Source organism: Xanthomonas sp. SS (genome assembly GCF_014236835.1).
Lineage (GTDB): Bacteria > Pseudomonadota > Gammaproteobacteria > Xanthomonadales > Xanthomonadaceae > Xanthomonas_A.
Window position 1 is genome coordinate 4,356,848 of record NZ_CP051190.1, and the last position, 16,339, is coordinate 4,373,186.

General features: G+C 69.1%; 17 protein-coding genes. 5 read left to right on the top strand and 12 right to left on the bottom strand.

What is annotated here, in order from left to right; genetic code table 11:
* Nucleotides 1–2: 2 nt before the first annotated feature.
* On the bottom strand, nucleotides 3–1,784 hold the full coding sequence (gene aceF, locus HEP74_RS18305) for a dihydrolipoyllysine-residue acetyltransferase (protein ID WP_185814071.1): 1,782 nt from the start codon (nucleotides 1,782–1,784) through the stop codon (nucleotides 3–5).
* Between the two features lie 245 nt (nucleotides 1,785–2,029).
* Between aceF and HEP74_RS18310 the strand changes: the two genes are divergently transcribed.
* Nucleotides 2,030–2,788, top strand: coding sequence for a TspO-related membrane protein (locus tag HEP74_RS18310; RefSeq protein ID WP_185814072.1), 759 nt, complete (start codon nucleotides 2,030–2,032; stop codon nucleotides 2,786–2,788).
* Here HEP74_RS18310 and HEP74_RS18315 read toward each other — a convergent pair whose 3' ends face one another.
* The gene (locus HEP74_RS18315) at nucleotides 2,789–3,331 is read right to left on the bottom strand and encodes a DNA-deoxyinosine glycosylase (protein WP_185816699.1); all 543 of its coding nucleotides are present in this window, start codon (nucleotides 3,329–3,331) and stop codon (nucleotides 2,789–2,791) included.
* 188 nt (nucleotides 3,332–3,519) lie between these two features.
* Here HEP74_RS18315 and HEP74_RS18320 point away from each other — a divergent pair, with 188 nt between their 5' ends.
* The gene (locus HEP74_RS18320) at nucleotides 3,520–4,152 is read left to right on the top strand and encodes an OmpW/AlkL family protein (RefSeq protein ID WP_179568786.1); all 633 of its coding nucleotides are present in this window, start codon (nucleotides 3,520–3,522) and stop codon (nucleotides 4,150–4,152) included.
* 69 nt (nucleotides 4,153–4,221) lie between these two features.
* Here the strand turns inward: HEP74_RS18320 and HEP74_RS18325 are convergent, their stop codons facing one another.
* From HEP74_RS18325 to HEP74_RS18345, 5 genes are all read right to left on the bottom strand, one after another.
* Nucleotides 4,222–4,785 (bottom strand): CcdC protein domain-containing protein, encoded by a 564-nt coding sequence (locus HEP74_RS18325; RefSeq protein ID WP_185814073.1) that lies wholly within the window; start codon nucleotides 4,783–4,785, stop codon nucleotides 4,222–4,224.
* A 13-nt stretch (nucleotides 4,786–4,798) separates the two neighbouring features.
* Nucleotides 4,799–5,602: a MetQ/NlpA family ABC transporter substrate-binding protein gene (locus tag HEP74_RS18330; protein ID WP_185814074.1), complete on the bottom strand. Its 804-nt coding sequence runs from the start codon at nucleotides 5,600–5,602 to the stop codon at nucleotides 4,799–4,801.
* Between the two features lie 199 nt (nucleotides 5,603–5,801).
* The gene (locus HEP74_RS18335; RefSeq protein ID WP_185814075.1) at nucleotides 5,802–6,497 is read right to left on the bottom strand and encodes a methionine ABC transporter permease; all 696 of its coding nucleotides are present in this window, start codon (nucleotides 6,495–6,497) and stop codon (nucleotides 5,802–5,804) included.
* On the bottom strand, nucleotides 6,494–7,501 hold the full coding sequence (locus HEP74_RS18340; RefSeq protein WP_185814076.1) for a methionine ABC transporter ATP-binding protein: 1,008 nt from the start codon (nucleotides 7,499–7,501) through the stop codon (nucleotides 6,494–6,496). Before HEP74_RS18340 ends, HEP74_RS18335 begins: the two co-directional genes overlap by 4 nt.
* A gap of 106 nt (nucleotides 7,502–7,607) precedes the next feature.
* Nucleotides 7,608–8,504, bottom strand: coding sequence for a DMT family transporter (locus HEP74_RS18345; RefSeq protein ID WP_185814077.1), 897 nt, complete (start codon nucleotides 8,502–8,504; stop codon nucleotides 7,608–7,610).
* A gap of 107 nt (nucleotides 8,505–8,611) precedes the next feature.
* Between HEP74_RS18345 and HEP74_RS18350 the strand changes: the two genes are divergently transcribed.
* Nucleotides 8,612–9,094, top strand: a complete 483-nt coding sequence (locus HEP74_RS18350) for a YajQ family cyclic di-GMP-binding protein (RefSeq protein WP_185814078.1) — start codon at nucleotides 8,612–8,614, stop codon at nucleotides 9,092–9,094.
* 72 nt (nucleotides 9,095–9,166) lie between these two features.
* Nucleotides 9,167–9,727 carry a DUF1415 domain-containing protein gene (locus HEP74_RS18355; RefSeq protein ID WP_185814079.1) on the top strand — a complete coding sequence of 187 codons (561 nt, stop codon included), beginning with the start codon at nucleotides 9,167–9,169 and terminating at the stop codon, nucleotides 9,725–9,727.
* A 79-nt stretch (nucleotides 9,728–9,806) separates the two neighbouring features.
* Here the strand turns inward: HEP74_RS18355 and HEP74_RS18360 are convergent, their stop codons facing one another.
* Entirely contained in the window at nucleotides 9,807–10,523 is a 717-nt protein-coding gene (locus HEP74_RS18360; protein ID WP_185814080.1) for a pseudouridine synthase, read from the bottom strand.
* The gene (locus tag HEP74_RS18365) at nucleotides 10,520–11,593 is read right to left on the bottom strand and encodes a class I SAM-dependent methyltransferase (RefSeq protein WP_185814081.1); all 1,074 of its coding nucleotides are present in this window, start codon (nucleotides 11,591–11,593) and stop codon (nucleotides 10,520–10,522) included. Before HEP74_RS18365 ends, HEP74_RS18360 begins: the two co-directional genes overlap by 4 nt.
* A gap of 143 nt (nucleotides 11,594–11,736) precedes the next feature.
* On the opposite strand from HEP74_RS18365, the gene HEP74_RS18370 reads away from it, so the two are divergent.
* Nucleotides 11,737–12,000 (top strand): hypothetical protein, encoded by a 264-nt coding sequence (locus tag HEP74_RS18370; protein WP_184413239.1) that lies wholly within the window; start codon nucleotides 11,737–11,739, stop codon nucleotides 11,998–12,000.
* Between the two features lie 417 nt (nucleotides 12,001–12,417).
* Here the strand turns inward: HEP74_RS18370 and HEP74_RS18375 are convergent, their stop codons facing one another.
* The 3 genes from HEP74_RS18375 to HEP74_RS18385 form a co-directional block, all read right to left on the bottom strand.
* Nucleotides 12,418–13,749, bottom strand: a complete 1,332-nt coding sequence (locus tag HEP74_RS18375) for a PQQ-dependent sugar dehydrogenase (protein WP_185814082.1) — start codon at nucleotides 13,747–13,749, stop codon at nucleotides 12,418–12,420.
* 106 nt (nucleotides 13,750–13,855) lie between these two features.
* Nucleotides 13,856–14,146 (bottom strand): DUF3247 family protein, encoded by a 291-nt coding sequence (locus HEP74_RS18380; protein WP_185814083.1) that lies wholly within the window; start codon nucleotides 14,144–14,146, stop codon nucleotides 13,856–13,858.
* A gap of 70 nt (nucleotides 14,147–14,216) precedes the next feature.
* Nucleotides 14,217–16,220: a PAS domain-containing hybrid sensor histidine kinase/response regulator gene (locus tag HEP74_RS18385; RefSeq protein WP_185814084.1), complete on the bottom strand. Its 2,004-nt coding sequence runs from the start codon at nucleotides 16,218–16,220 to the stop codon at nucleotides 14,217–14,219.
* Nucleotides 16,221–16,339 lie beyond the last annotated feature (119 nt).

Sequence of the window (16,339 nt, forward strand, 5' to 3'; positions counted from 1 at the left end):
ACTTACAGCAGCACGCGGCGCATGTCCGCCAGCACCTGGCTCAGGTAGGTGGTGAAGCGCGCCGCCGCGGCGCCGTCGATGACCCGGTGGTCGTAGCTCAGCGACAGCGGCAGCATCAGCTTGGGCGCGAATTCCTTGCCGTTCCACACCGGCTGGATCGCCGACTTGGACACGCCCAGGATCGCCACTTCCGGCGCATTGACGATCGGCGTGAACGCGGTGCCGCCGATGCCGCCGAGCGAGCTGATCGAGAAGCAGCCGCCGCTCATCTCGGCCGGACCGAGCTTGCCGTCGCGCGCCTTCTTGGCCAGCTCGCCGCTCTCGCGCGCCAGTTCGACCACGCCCTTCTTGTCCACGTCGCGGATCACCGGCACCACCAGCCCGTTCGGGGTGTCGGCGGCGAAGCCGATGTGGAAGTATTTCTTCAGGGTCAGGTTCTCGCCGGCCGCATCCAGCGAGGCGTTGAAGTCGGGGAACTGCTTGAGCGCCGCGGCGCTGGCCTTGAGCAGGAAGGCGAGCATGGTCAGCTTGATGCCAGCCTTCTCGTTCTCCTTGTTGAGCGCCACGCGCAAGGCTTCCAGGTCGGTGATGTCGGCCTGCTCGAACTGGGTGACGTGCGGGATCATCGCCCAGTTGCGCGCCAGGTTGGCGCCGGAGATCTTCTTGATCCGCGACAGCGGCTTGACCTCGACCTCGCCGAACTTGGCGAAATCGACCTTCGGCCACGGCAGCAGGTTCAGGCCGTTGCCGCCGCCGGCCGACGATGCGCCGGCCGACGATGCGCCGCCAGCCGCTGCGGCCGGCACGCCGCCAGCCAGCGCGGCCTTGACGTAGCGCTGCACGTCGTCCTTGGTGATGCGGCCGCCGTGTTCGGTGCCGCTGACCTGGAACAGATCCACGCCCAGTTCGCGGGCGAACACGCGCACCGCCGGGCTGGCGTAGGGCACCTTCTGCGGCAGCACGCTGTCGGCGTTGAACTCCACCGGCGGGCTGCTCGGGGTGCCGGCCGACGGCGCCGAGGCGCCCGCCTTGGCCGGCGCCGAACCCTGCACCTGGGCGATCTCGCGCTGCGCGAGCTTGTCCGGCGCGGCCGAGGCTGGCACCGGCTCCACCCCGCCACCGGTCTCGGCGGTGGCCTGGATCGCGCCTGCCGCCGGCGCATCGGCGCTGGCGCCGGCGACTTCGATCAGCGCCACGACCTTGCCCTCGGACAGGCTGTCACCGACCTTGACCTTCAGTTCCTTGACCACGCCGGCCACCGACGAAGGCACTTCCATCGTTGCCTTGTCCGATTCCAGGGTCACCAGGCTCTGGTCCTTGGCCACGGTGTCGCCGACCGCGACCAGCACTTCGATCACCGGCACGTCGCTGTAGTCGCCGATATCCGGCACGCGCGCCTCGACGATGCCGCCGCCGCCCGCAGCCGCCGCCGGCTTGGTCGCCTGCTGCGCGGCCGGCGCCGGCTGGGCCGGTTCCTGCTTGGCCGGCGCGGGCGCGGCCTTGGCCGCTGCCGGAGCAGCTGCGGCGGTGCTGGCGCCGTCCTCGGCCACTTCGATCAAGGCCACCAGCTTGCCCTCGGACAGGCTGTCGCCGAGTTTGACCTTCAGCTCCTTGACCACGCCGGCGAACGGCGACGGCACTTCCATCGTCGCCTTGTCCGACTCCAGGGTGACCAGGCTCTGGTCCTTCTTCACCGTGTCGCCGACCGCCACCAGCACTTCGATTACCGGGACGTCGCTGTAGTCACCGATATCGGGGACAAGTGCTTCCTTGATTTCGGCCATGCGGGCAACTCCGGCAACTAATGAGGGGGAAACCCCTATTGTGGCGGCCCGCAGCCGCAGCGCCAACCTTTGCCGGGCAAAAAAACCTACAGCGGCCGCGCGGCGGCGCCGAGAAGCGCCGGTCTGCGGCGTTCGCGGCGGACTGTACGCCTGCGCATTGTCCCGGCGTCATCGCCGCGGCAAGCGCCGCACCGCCTTCACGGGCGCGCGCCTAGGATGCGCCGCACCCTGATCGGAGTGCCGCCATGCGTGCGTTCGTGCTGTTGATGTCGCTGGCGATGCCGCTGGTCGCCTGGTTCGCGCAGCGTGGTGCGTTCGGCCCGACCAATGGCGCGATCTCCGACCGCTACCCCACCCTGGTCGTCGCCGCCGGCTACGCGTTCGCGATCTGGGGCCCGATCTTCCTGCTCGACCTGGCCTTCGGCCTGTGGCAGCTGTCGCCGCGGCGCCGGCGCGACAGCGCGCTGGCGCAGGTGCGGCTGCCGGCGGCACTGGGCTTCGGCCTGACCGCGCTGTGGATGCCGGTGTTCTCGCAGCAGCATTTCCTGCTGGCGCTGGCGGTGATCTGGGCGGCGTTGGCGTGCCTGGCGCTGGCCGCGCTGCGCCTGTCGCGCGATCCGCGCGCCGAGCCGTGGCAGGCGCTGTGGGCCTGGCTGCCGCTGTCGCTGCACGCCGGCTGGCTGTCGCTGGCCGCCTTCCTCAACACCGCGCAGGTGATCGTCGCCTACCGCTGGCTATCCACCGAACACATGCTGCCGTGGAGCCTGCTGCTGTTCGCGCTGGCCGCGGCGCTGCTGCTCGGCCTGAACCGGGCGATGCGCGGCAATCTGGCCTATGTCGCCGCGGCGCTGTGGGCGCTGGCCGCGGTCTACGTCAAGCAGGCCGGCAGCGGCCTGGACGGTGCGCGCAGCGCGGCCTGGGTGGCGCTGGCGCTGGCCGCGGTGCTGCTGGTGCAGACGCTGTGGCTGCGGCTGCGCGCGCCGAGACTGCGGGCACGGCGCTGATCAGCGCTGCGCTGGCGCTGCAGGCGGCGGCATGAGCCAATCCTGCAGCGGCGCCCACGCCTGCTGCAGCCGCGACAGCGAAAACGCGGCGTTGGCCGGACTGGTCGAAGGCAGCGCCAGCACCGCCAGCGGCGGTACGCGCGGCGCCAGCTGCGGCTGCACGAAACGCGCGAACGCCTGCGCCGCTGCGGCGCCATTGCAGGCGATCGCGCGCAGCTGCGGCAATTGCGCGATGCGCGCCGGCAAGGGATTGGGCACTTCGCTGCCGCGCACGATCGCCGTGTCCAGGCTGCCGCTGCGCCGGCACTGGCCGATCACGTCCCACAGCCCAACGCCGCAGGCCTGCATCGCCTGCAACCGCGCGGCGTAGTCCAGTTGTGGATCGAAGCCGCACAGCGCGCCAAGCAATGGCCACAAGCGATTGCGCGGATGCGCGTAGTAGCGCGCGTGCTGCAACGACATCGCGCCGGGCATGGAGCCGAGAATCAGCACCCGGCAATCGTCGCGAATCTGCGCAGGCAAGCCGTGCAACACGTCCTGCATCGTCACGCCGCACGCATCTGGGTAAACATCGGCAAGTCTTAAAACCTCGTTATTTCAAGCATCCAACGCCGGTGTCTGAACGATGCCTGCATCCATCCGACCGAGGTCGGCGTCGATTCATCTTCTCATCGATACGGTGTGCGCGCCCACTCCTGTGGCCCCACAAAAAAAAGATTGAGGAGATTCCCATGCGGTCCATTCAAATCCTGAGCCTGGCTGTCGTTTCCGCCCTTGCGTTCGCGCCTGCCGCATTTGCGCAGGACGGCGACACCGCATCCGGCAAGCGCTTTGCCGTCGTCGGCAGCGCGACCCTGCTCGACCCCCATTCCAAGCCGGCCAACGGCCTCGACGTCGACGGCGGCCCGGCGCCGACCATCAGCGCCAGCTGGCTGATCAACGACAACTGGGCCGTCGAGCTGTGGGGCGCCGCCGACAAGTTCAACCACCGCGTCAGCGCCAGCGGCGTGGGCAAGGTCGGCACCGTCGAGCAGCAGCCGATCGCGCTGAGCGGCCAGTACCACTTCGGCCAGGCGGACAACGTGTTCCGTCCGTTCGTCGGCGTCGGTTACTACGAGTCCAACTTCAGCAACGAGAAGATCGACGGCCTGTCGGCCAGCGGCCAGCACGTCGGCCTGGACACCGCCAAGGGTGCGATCGGCACCGTCGGCGTGGACATGAACATCAACTCGACCTGGTTCGCCCGCGCCGATGCCCGCTACATGCATTCGCGTCCGGAAGTGCAGGTCGCCGGCAGCGGCACCGGCCAGGATCTGAAGCTGGATCCGTGGCTGGTCAGCTTCGGCGTCGGCGCGCGCTTCTAAGCACGCCTGCACCGCGTCACATGCAAACGGGCCTTCGGGCCCGTTTGTTTTTGTGTCGCCGCTTGGCGCTCAGCGCGGCGAGCGGTCGTAGCCGCGATAGCGATCGAAGTGGCGCACGCGGCGCCGCAACAGCCACGCATACGCGCACGCGTACCCGAGCAACAACGCCGCGGCGCCGAGCAGGCTGGCGTGGCTCATCCAGCCCTGCGCCGGCCACGCCGCGCCCTCGCTCATGCTGCGCCAGCCCTGCAGCAGGCCGGCGCCGATCCGCGCCACCACCAGCAGCGTCAAGCCCAGCACCAGCCACAGGTTCGGCGTGTAGTACAGGCCCTGCGGCAGCGGTTCGAACCGGCTCAGCCAGATGCCCAGCGCGCCCAGCGCCAGGCCCGCTACCCAGCCGATGCAGGCATACGTCGCCGCATCGGGCCACCAGTGCGTGGCGATCAGCGCGAAGCCCAGCAACACGAGGCTCGACACCAGCGCCGACCAGAACTGCACGCTGGCCAGCCACGCCCGCGCCTGGCGCCGCGAGGTGCCGTAGCGGAAGCGCTGCAGCAGCGACAACGGCAACAGCACCGCGGTCACCGCCAGCGCGATCACGATCGCCAGGGGAATGGCCAGCAGCAACGGCATGCGCGCGCTCCGCTCAGAACGCCGGCAGTACGGCGCCCTGGTACTTGCGCTCGATGAAGGCCTTGACCTCGGGGCTGGTCAGCGCCTTGGCCAGCTTCTGCACGCGCGGATCGTCCTTGTTGTCGGCGCGCGCGACCAGGAAGTTCACGTACGGCGAGTCCTTGCTCTCGATCGCCAGCGCGTCGCGGGTGGGATTGAGCCCGGCGTCGAGCGCGTAGTTGGTATTGATCAGCGCCAGATCGACCTGGTCCAGCACGCGCGGCAGCATCGCCGAATCCAGTTCGCGGAATTTCAGCTGCTTCGGGTTGGCGACGATGTCGCGCTGGGTGGACAGTGCATTGCCCGGATCCTTGAGCTTGATGATCCCGGCCTTGTCGAGCAGGATCAGCGCGCGGCTGTTGTTGCTGGGATCGTTGGGGATCACCACGTCGGCGCCCTGCGGCAGCTCGGCCAGCGACTTGAAGCGGCGCGAATAGGCGCCGAACGGCTCGATGTGCACGCCGATCACGGTGACCAGGTCGCTCTTGCGATCGCGGTTGTAGGCATCCAGGTACGGCTCGGTCTGGAAGTAGTTCACGTCGATCTGCTTCTGCACCACCTGGTCGTTGGGCTGCACGTAGTCGTTGAACACGCGCACGTCCAGGGTCAGGCCCTCTTTCTCCAACATCGGCTTTACCACTTCGAGGATCTCCGCATGCGGCACCGCGGTGGCGGCGACGCTGAGCCGCGCGGTGTCGGTCGCGGGCGTGGACTTGCCGCAGGCGGTCAGGGCGAGCACGGCGGCGCCAAGCAGCAGACGAAGCGGGAGTTTGGTCATGGGCAGGAATCCGGAAACGTGGGGAAGAAGAGCGGCCAGGCCGCCATGCGGGCAAGCTAGCAGACCCGGCCGATACGTGCGGCGAAAGGCCCGCGGCGGCCCTCCTGTAGGAGCGGCTTCAGCCGCGACCGGGATTTACCGGTAGAGCGGTCGCGGCTGAAGCCGCTCCTACAGAAGAGCGATGCAAGGCACTGCGCGCTCAGCGCCGGCTGTAATGCGCGACCAGCCGATCGCCGAGCATCTGCAGCCCCTGCACCAGCAACAGCAGCACCACCACGGTGATCAGCGCCACGTCGGCGTGCGAGCGCTGGTAGCCGTCGCGATAGGCCAGGTCGCCCAGTCCGCCGGAGCCGATCGCGCCTCCCATCGCGGTGAAGCCGATCAGCGCGATAGTGGTCACCGTGGCGCCGGCGATCAGCCCCGGCCGCGCCTCCGGCAGCAGCACCCGCGTCACCAGTTGCCAGGTGGTCGCGCCCATCGCCAGGCTGGCCTCGACCACGCCGCGGTCCACTTCGCGCAGCGCCGTCTCCACCAGCCGCGCGTAGAACGGCGCCGCGCCCACCACCAGCGGCAGGATCGCGCCGCGCACGCCCAGCGAGGTGCCCATCGCCCACAGCGTCAGCGGGATCATCGCGATCATCAGGATGATGAAGGGCACCGAGCGCAGCACGTTGATCGCCAGCGCCAGCGCGCCATACAGCACCGGCCGCTGGTGGGTCTGGCGCGGCCCGGTCAGGAACAGCAGCACGCCCAGCGGCAGGCCGATCAGCAGGGTCAGCGGCAGCGAGCCGCCGAGCATCAGCAGCGTGTCCAGCGTGGCGCGGCCGATCTCGGCCCATTTGCCGGCATCGAGATTGCGGAAGAAGCCGCTGGCGGCGGTGGCGAACGGAATCATCGGCGCAGCTCCTCGACATGCACGCCGGCGGCGACGAACCCGGCCTGCGCCGCGTCCAGATCGCCGCCGACCAGGGCCACGGTCAGCTGGCCATACGGGGTGTCCTTGATCCGGTCGATGCGCCCGGACAGGATGTTGTAGTCCACCGCGGTCTCGCGCGCGATGCGCCCGAGCAGCGGGGCGTAGGTGTCGCCGCCGAGGAAGGTCAGGCGCAGGATGCGCCCGGCCACCGCGGTGAAGTCGCGATGCAGTTCGCCCTCGTCCACATGCTCGGCCTCGGACACGAAGCGGCGCGTGGTCGGATGGCGCGGATGCAGGAACACTTCGGTCACCGGCCCGCTCTCGACCAGATGCCCGGCGTCGAGCACCGCCACGCGATCGCAGACGCGGCGGATCACTTCCATCTCGTGGGTGATCAGCACGATGGTCAGGCCCAGCTCGCGATTGATCTGCGCCAGCAGGCTCAGCACCGAGGCGGTGGTCTGCGGATCCAACGCGCTGGTGGCCTCGTCGCACAGCAGGATCTGCGGCCCGGTGGCCAGCGCGCGGGCGATGCCGACGCGCTGCTTCTGCCCGCCCGACAGCTGCGCCGGATACTTGTTGGCGTGCTCGGCCAGGCCGACCCGGGCCAGCAGCTCGGCCACCCGCGCATCGATCTGCGCGCGCGGGGTGCCGGCCAGTTCCAGCGGGAAGGCGACGTTGCCGGCCACGCTGCGCGAGGACAGCAGGTTGAAGTGCTGGAAGATCATGCCGATGCGCCGGCGCAGCGTGCGCAGCCCGGCACGGTCCAGCGCGGTGACGTCCTCGCCGTCGATCAGCAGGCGTCCGCCGCTGGGCTCCTCGAGCCGGTTGATCAGCCGGATCAGGGTCGACTTGCCGGCGCCGGAGTGGCCGATGATGCCGAACACCTCGCCGGCCCGGATTTCCAGGTCGAGCGGATGCAAAGCCACGACCGACTGGCCGGCGACGGGGTAGGACTTGTGCAGGTGCTCGAACTGGATCACCGCGCGGGGCCGGCAGCGAAGGGGGCGCAAAGCCTAGCAGGCCAGGCCTGCAGACGTTATTCCATTCGATTCTAACGCTTGCGCTCGGAAGGCCGCGGCGGGGCCCCTAGGGATGCGCCAGCGGCGGCGGACGCACGGTGGCGCGGACCCGCTCGCGATGCAGCAGGTACAGGCCGCTGGCGACGATGATCGCCGCGCCCAGCCAGGTCCAGGCGTCGGGCAGCTTGCGCCACAGTAACCAGTCCCACGGGATCACCCAGATCAGGCCGCTGTACTCCAGCGGCGCGATCAACGAGGCGTCGCCGCGGCGGAACGCCTGGGTCAAGGCCACCTGCCCCAGCGCACCGGCCAGGCCGAGCGTGGCGATCCAGCCGGCATCGGCCAGGCGCAGCGGGATCCAGGCCGGCCACGCCAGCGCGCCGGCGCCGAGCGCCATGATCAGCAGGAACCAGACCACCAGCGACTGCGGCGTCTCGGTGCGCGCCAGCAGGCTGACCAGCACCGCCGCGAGCGCATAGGCGGTGGCAGCCAGCAGCACCATCAACCCCGGCAACGACACGAAGCCGCCCACGCCCGGGCGCAGCACCACCAACACCCCGACCAGGCCGATGCCGATCGCGGCCCAGCGCCGCGGGCCGACCTGTTCGCCCAGCAGCGGCACCGACAGCGCCGTCACCAGCAGCGGCGCGACGAAGTAGATCGTGTAGGCGGTGGACAGCGGCAGGCTGCGCAGCGCCCAGGCGAAGCAGCCGATCATCGCGATGCCGAGCACGCCGCGCAGCAGATGCAGGCCCCAGCGCACCGGCAGGATCGAACGCGGGCCGGCGGTGGCCAGCACCCACAGCAGCACGAACGGCAGCGAGGCGCCGCCGCGCAGCGTGGCCACCTGCAGCGCCGGATAGTGCGCGGTCAGCAGCTTCATCGCCGCATCCATCAGCGCGAAGCAGGCGACCGCCGCGATCATCCAGGCGGCGGCCGCGGCGTTGGAACGGGAGGTGGGCATGCGCGGATTATCGCCGCGATCGGCAGCGCCGCCCAGCGGCGCGAACGCGACGGCAGCGGCGCTGCGGCGAGATCGGTAGGATATAGGGTCTTTCCCGAGGAACTGCCATGCCTTCCTTCGACGTCGTCTCCGAAATCGACAAGCACGAACTGACCAATGCCATCGACCAGGCGAACCGCGAGCTGTCGACCCGCTTCGACTTCAAGGGCGTGGAGGCCAGCTTCGAGCTCGACGACCAGGTCATCAACCAGACCGCGCCGAGCGACTTCCAGGTCAAGCAGATGACCGACATCCTGCGCGCGCGGCTGATCGCGCGCGGCATCGACGTGCGTTGCCTGGAATTCGGCGACGTGGAAACCAACCTGGCCGGCGCGCGGCAGAAGGTCACGGTCAAGCAGGGCATCGAGCAGAAGCTGGCCAAGAAGATCGTCGCGACGATCAAGGACGCCAAGCTCAAGGTCGAAGCGCAGATCAACGGCGACAAGCTGCGCATCAGCGGCAAGAAGCGCGACGACCTGCAGGACGTGATGGCGCTGCTGAAGAAGAGCGATTTCGAGCTGCCGCTGCAGTTCGAGAATTTCCGCGACTGAGCCGCGCGCGGCGGCACACCCGCCGCATCCGCTTCGCCCAATCGCCGCCCGCCCTCGCCCGCCGGAATCGCCTTGAACGACCTCGCCCCCACCGCCGACCCGATCGCCGCAACCCGCCTGTGGCTGGAACGCGCGGTGATCGGCCTGAACCTGTGCCCGTTCGCCAAGGCGGTGCACGTCAAGCAGCAGATCCGCTACGTGCTCAGCGACGCGACCACGCCCGAGGCCCTGCTGGAAGAGTTGAGCGAGGAACTGCTGTTGCTGCGCGACACGCCGGCCGAGCAGATCGACACCACCCTGATCGTGCATCCGCAGGTGCTGGGCGATTTCCTGGACTACAACGATTTCCTCGACAACGCCGACGCCGCGGTCGAAGCGCTGGACTTGCACGGCATCCTGCAGGTGGCCAGTTTCCATCCGCACTACCAGTTCGCCGGCACCGCGCCGGACGACATCGGCAACTACACCAACCGCGCGCCCTTCCCCACCTTGCACCTGCTGCGCGAGGACAGCGTCGAACGCGCCGTGGCCGCGTTCCCGGACGCGGACGTGATCGTGGAGCGCAATCTGCAGACGTTGGAGACGCTGGGGCTGGACGGGTGGAAAAAGCTGTTCGAGAGCCGGGATTCGTGATTGGGGATTCGTGATTGGTAGCGGCAAGGATCGCCAGAGCGCACTGACCGCGCTTTTACCAATCCCCAATCCCCAATCCCTAATGCCGAATCCCGGCCCCCAACACCCGCCCCAGATCCGCCGCATCCAGCGCGCGCCACTGCCCGGCAGGCAGGGTCTCGTCCAGGGCGAAGCCGCCGATGCGGCTGCGGTGCAAGGTCGCCACGTGGTTGCCGACCGCGGCGAACATGCGCCGCGCCTGGTGGTAGCGGCCTTCGTACAGGGTGATACGCGTCTGGCGCGGGCCGAGCACTTCCAGCTCCACCGGCAGCAGCGGCGTGGTCTCGCCGTCCAGCAACAGGGTGCCGCTGGCGAACTGCGCCGCCTCGTCGCCGCGCAGGTCCTCGGCCAGGGTCGCTTCGTAGACCTTGGCCAGCTGCGATTTCGGCGAGACGATGCGGTGCAGCAGCGCGCCGTCGTCGGTCATCAGCAACAGGCCGCTGGTGTCGCGGTCCAGCCGCCCGACCGTGGACAACAGCGGCGAGCGCAGGCGAAAGCGCGGCGGCAGCAGGTCGTAGACGATGCGGCCCGGATCCTTGGTCGAACAGGTGTAGCCGACCGGCTTGTGCAGCGCCAGGATCAGCCCCGGCGGCGGGTCCAGCGCCTCGCCATCGACCCGGATCGCGGCATGCTCGACCTGGTCGTCGGCGTACAGCACCTCGCCGTCGGCGTCGGTGATGAGGCCTTCGCGGAACATCTGGGTGACCTGCTTGCGGCTGCCGTAGCCCAAGTTGGCCAGGTGCTTGACCAGCTTCACCGGCGCACCGTGGCGCGGGCGCGCACCGCCTGGATCAGCTTGAAGCCGTCGCGGGTGGCGATCACGCTGGTGTCGCCGAAGCTGGCGTCGAGCACCGCCTCGTACGGCAGGTGCCGGTTCGCGACCAGATACAGCTTGCCGCCGGGCTTGAGCGCCTGCGCGGCCACAGCGATGAAGCGGCGGCCGATGTCCGGGCGCTCCATCCGCCCCGGCGCGTGGAACGGCGGATTGGTGACGATGAAGTCGTACTGCGCCGGCAGCCCGGCGGTCACATCGTGCCAGTGGTAGCCGATCTCCACCGCGGCCGGCGCCTGCGCCAGGTTCGACCGCGCCAGCGCCAGCGCGCGCGCATCGGCTTCGAACAGGTCCAGCGCGGCGATCTTCGGGCAACGTGCCAGCAATTCCGCCGACAGATAGCCATAGCCGGCGCCAAGATCGGCGCCACGGCCGGCCAGGTCGGCCGGCAGGTGCTCGGCCAGCAGCGCCGAGGCAGGATCGATGCGGTCCCAGGCGAACACGCCGGGGCGGCTGCGGAAACGCCCGTCCAGGATCGGCCGCGCCGCGTCCAGCCTGGCCCAGCGCTGCTGCAGCGCCACGTCGTGGCCGCCGTGCAGCGGCACGGTCCAGTACACGCGACAGTGGTGCTTGGTCAGCTTGCCGCCGAGGCCGGCCAGCTGCTGCAGGTCGTCCTCGCCCGAGCGGGCGCCCTCGTTGTTGGACTGGCAGGCCACCACCACCCCGCCCGGCGCGGCCAGCGCCAGCGCGCGTGCCAGCAGCGCCCGCGCCTCGTCGCGCTGGCGCGGCGGCAGCACCAGCACCAGCGCATAGCCGCCGGCGTCGTCGTGGTCGTCGGCATCCTCGGCGCGGACCTGCCAGCCGCCCTGCTCCAGGGCGGTCGCGAACGGGCGGTAGCCCTGCTCGCAGACCAGTTGCGCCGGCTGCGCGTGCTGGCGCAGCGCCCAGCCGTCGCGGGCGCGCAGGAACAGCACCTTGCCGGCCGGCCAGCGCAGCGCGCCTTGGGCGAAGGGCAGGAACAGGGTATCGAGGGGAGCGTCTTGCAGAGCCGGCATCGGGATCGGAATCGGTCGGGGAGCGCGCATTCTACCGGCTGCCCGGCGCCGGCCCGGTTTTGCGCCAAGTGAACGCATCATTGATGCAATGGCAACATCGCCGCGCCTAGGCTGCAGGTCAACCCGGACGGATGGAGTGGCATATGCGCGCAGTGTTCATCGGTGGCGTCGTCGACAACAGCGAAGTGGATCTGGAAGGCAGCCAACCGCCGCTGCACTATCCGGAAAACACAGGCACCGGACGCCCGCGCTACCGCCTGCACCAGCGCGGCGAGCGCGACGACGGCAGCGTGGTGTACGCGGTCTATGCCGCGCCGGAACTGGGCGACACCGAGGTGGAGCGCGTGTTCAACGAGCGCGGCTACGCGCGCCGCTTCGGGGTGGAACCGGCGCCGGTGGAGCATTGAGCGCAGGCGGGGCCTTCGGATCGGTTAGCGCGGCGCTTCGCCTGAATTGACCCTTCCATCCAGATGTAGACAACTGTGGGAGCGACTTCGGTCGCGACGGGCGCTATCGATAAGCCCGTCGCGGCCGAAGTTGCTCCCACATGAATATTTCGATCTAGGGCGAATTGCCCCAAGGCAAGTCGGTTGTGGCGAATTGGCCTTCAAGGCCGCGGTAGCTCGCGAGACCACTTGAAGCTGCTTCCTACGGATGCAGCTCGTTTCTGCCTAGATGTAGGCTAGGCAAACCCACGGAACTCGGACATCCAACCCAGCGCCTGAGTTGGGCATCAACGAAGACACCGGCGATCGGCGGCGCAGCGATGCGACCGCCTGTCGCGCCGCAAGGCTCTGCGAGAGCCGGGCGGCGCAACCACGCAATTACGGCCCGGCCTTCGGCGTCACCCGCCAGATCACGTTGCCGACGTCGTCGGCCACCAGCAGCGCGCCGGGCTTGTCCACCGCCACGCCGACCGGGCGGCCCTGGGCCTTGCCTTCGGCATCGAGGAAGCCGGTCAGCACATCCTGCGCCTTGCCGCTGGGCTTGCCGTTGGCGAAGGGCACATAGACCACCTTGTAGCCGGACGGCGGATCGCGGTTCCAGGAGCCGTGCTGGCCGATGAAGGCGCCGCCCTGGTAGGCCTGCGGCAGCAGCGCGCCTTCGTAGAAGGTCAGGCCCAACGAGGCGGTATGCGCGCCCAGCGCGTAATCGGGCTTGATCGCGCTGGCCACCATCTCCGCGTTCTGCGGCTGCACGCGTTCGTCCACGTGCTGGCCGTAGTAGCTGTACGGCCAGCCGTAGAAGCCGCCTTCGCGTACCGAAGTCAGGTAATCAGGCACCAGATCGCTGCCGATCTCGTCGCGCTCGTTGACCACCACCCACAGCGTGTCCGCGCCGGGCTGCCAGGCCAGGCCCACCGGGTTGCGCAGGCCGCTGGCGAACACCCGTGTGGCGCCGCTGTGCGCATCCACTTCCAGGATCGCGGCGCGATTGAGTTCGGCATCCATGCCGTTCTCGGCGACATTGCTGTTGGAGCCCACACCGACGTAGAGCTTGTTGCCGTCGCGGCTGGCCAACAGGCTCTTGGTCCAGTGATGGTTGATGCCGCCGGGCAGGTTGGCGACGAAGCTCGGCGCGGCGCTGATCTGGGTGTCGCCGTCCTTGTACGGGAAACTGACCAGCGCGTCGGCATTGGCGACGTACAGGCGGTCGCCGACCAGGGCGATGCCGAACGGCGAATACAGCCCTTTGAGGAATTGCGTGCGCACCTCGGCCACGCCGTCGCCATCGGCGTCGCGCAGCAAGGTGATGCGGTTGGCGCTGGGCACGGTGGAACCGGCCTTGGCCATCATCGCGCCCTGGATCTTGTCGCGCAGGCCGCTGCTCTCTTTTTCCGGCGCCGGCGGCGCGGCGGTCTCGGCCACCAGCACGTCGCCGTTGGGCAGCACGTACAGCCAGCGCGGATGGTCCAGGTCGCGGGCGAAGGCCTGCACCGCCAGGCCGGCGGCCGGCACCGGCGCGGCGCCTTCGGCCCAGCGCTTGACCTCGGCGACCTTCACCGTGGGGATCATGCGCTTGACCGGATCGGGCAGCACCGGATCGGGCCCCATCCCATCCTCGATGGAATGCTTGGCGGTATCGCCACAAGCGCTCAACGCGGCAGCGGACAGGAGACACAGTGCCCAACGGGCCGGGGACGAGGGAAGGCGCATCGCTGCTCAACTCTCCAGGGTGGCGACAGGACCACCGATGATGCACAGCGCGCGCTCGGCAAACGTGAAATAGATGTCAAATGCCGTTACGCGGCGCCCGCTGCGCTCATGAGGTCGGCGTCAATGGCTCGATCTCGCGGATCCGGTCCAGCCAGATGTAGTGCTGCTGCTCCGGATGCAGCAGGTCGTCCAGCCGCACCACGCCGTTGATGCCTTCATGCTCCTCGTGATCGCGAAAGGTCTGCAAGGTGGGACGCACGGAGACCGTGCCGCTGACCTGGCTGCCATCGACCAAGCGCAGCAGCACCTGCGCCTGGTCCGGCAATTTCGGCAGCCATGCCTGCAATGCGGCGATGGCCTCGGGATCGGTGTGCACCGCGTCGGCGTACTTGCTCATGCGCATCTCCAGCGAGGGAAAACCCGCACGCTAGCGGCCATCGCGTGAATGCACGGGAAAAACGCCGCGGCTATTCCTGCCGCGCGAAACGCACCGCGGACACCAACTGCGCCACGCTGTATGGCTTGGCCAGATGCTCCTGGAAACCGGACTGCAGGGCGCGCTGGCGATCGTCGTCGCGCGCCAGCGCGGTCACCGCCACCGCCGGCAACTCGGCCGCCTGCAGGCCCATGTTCTCGCGGATCGTGCGGATCAGGCCGTAGCCGTCCATGCCCGGCATGCCGATATCGGTGACCATCACGTCGATGCGGGTGTGGCCGCCATCGTCGAGCACCGCCAACGCCTCACTGGCGGAACCGGCCGCGACCACCTCGGCGCCCTGCTCTTCCAGCAGCCGCCGCAGGTATTCGAGCATGTCCGGCTGGTCTTCCACCGCCAGCAGGCGCATGCCCTTCAGCGCATACGCTTCCACCACCTGCTCGGCCATCGCAAACGCGCGCACCTCGCGCAACGGCCGCTTGCCCGGCGTGTCGCGGTGCAACGGCAGGCGCACGGTGAACACCGCACCGCAGCCGCGGCCCTCGCTGGCCGCGCTGACCTGGCCGCCATGCATTTCCACCAGCTGCTGCACGATCGCCAGGCCCAGGCCGAGCCCGCCGTGCAGACGCGTGGTGGTGCCGTCGGCCTGGCGGAAACGGCCGAACAGGTGCGGCAGGAAATCCGCTGGAATGCCATCGCCGGAATCGCGCACCGCCACCGTCACGTGCTCGCCATCGGCATCGAGGTCGATCGCCAGTTCGATCCGCCCATGCGCCGGGGTGAACTTGATCGCGTTCGACAACAGGTTCCAGAACACCTGCTGCAGGCGCGTGGCATCGCCCAGCACCAGGCACGGCTGCGCCGGCTCGCGCAGGCTCAACGCCTGGTCCTTGCCTTCGGCCACCGGCTCCTGCGCACGCAGCGCCTCGCGCACCTGTTCGGTCAGGTCCAGCGTCTCGATTTCCAGCTGCACCTTGCCCAGCAGCATGCTGCTCAGGTCGAGCATGTCCGAGATCAGCCGTTGCTGCGCGCGCGCGCTGCTGGCGATCACCGACAAGCCCTTGTTGCTCGGATCGCCCGGCGGCAACCGCTGCAGCAGCAGGTCGCTCCAGCCCAGGATGGTGGTCAACGGGGTGCGCAGTTCGTGCGACAGCGTGGCCAGGAATTCGTCCTTCAGCCGCGCCATGCTCTCGGCGGCATTGCGCGCGCTGCGTTCCGATTCCAGCAACTGCTCGCGGGCCAGTTCGATGTCGCGGCGCTCGGTGACGTCCGGGCTGCTGCCGGCCAGGCCGATGAACTCGCCCTCGGCCGAATAGCGCGGCACCGCGGTCATCTCCACCCAGCGCCATGCGCCGTCGTGGCGGCGCGCGCGCACCAGCGCGCGCAGGTTGCGTTGTTCGTCCAGCGCGCTGCGCAGCTCGAAGGCGAACACGCCGGCGTCCTGCGGATGCAGCACATCGCCCCAGCCCGGCCGCGCCTCGTCGGCCTGCAGGTCGATGCCGAAGAATTCGGCGTAGGCGGTATTGGTGAAGCGCAACTGGCCGGTGGCGTCCAGCACCCAGACCGGCATCGGCAGGCCTTCGGCGAGCGCACTGAAGCGCGCCTCGCTCTCGGCCAGGTCGCGCTCCACGCGCTTGCGTTCGGTGATGTCGAGGAACTGCACGGCGACCAGGCACTGTTCCGGCGCACCGATGCGGAACGCATCCACCGCCCACCAGCGGCCCAGCGCGGACGCGTAGTTCTCGAACTTGGCCGAGCGCCCGCTCAGCGCGACCTCGCCATACACGCGGAACCAGTGGTCCTCGTGGGTCGGCGACAGCTCGCGCATGCGCCGGCCGATCACGTCGCGCATGCCGGTCTCGCGCTCGAACGCCGGATTGACCTCCAGGAACACGTAGTCGACCGCGCGTTGCGTGTCGTCGAACAGCACCTGCACCACGCAGAACCCGGAGTCGATCTTGTCGAAGATCTCGCGGTAGTGCAGGCCCGACGCCTGCATGCGCGACGTGGAGGAAGATTCGGTGCTGACATGCATGAGGAAATTTGCTCTGGAGACGGCCTGCGGTGGCAGAGGCGGCGACGCGCTCCGCGCCTGCGGCGCGATGACGATGGCTCAGGACCGGAAGATGCTCAGACCGGGACAGCGCGACGGAC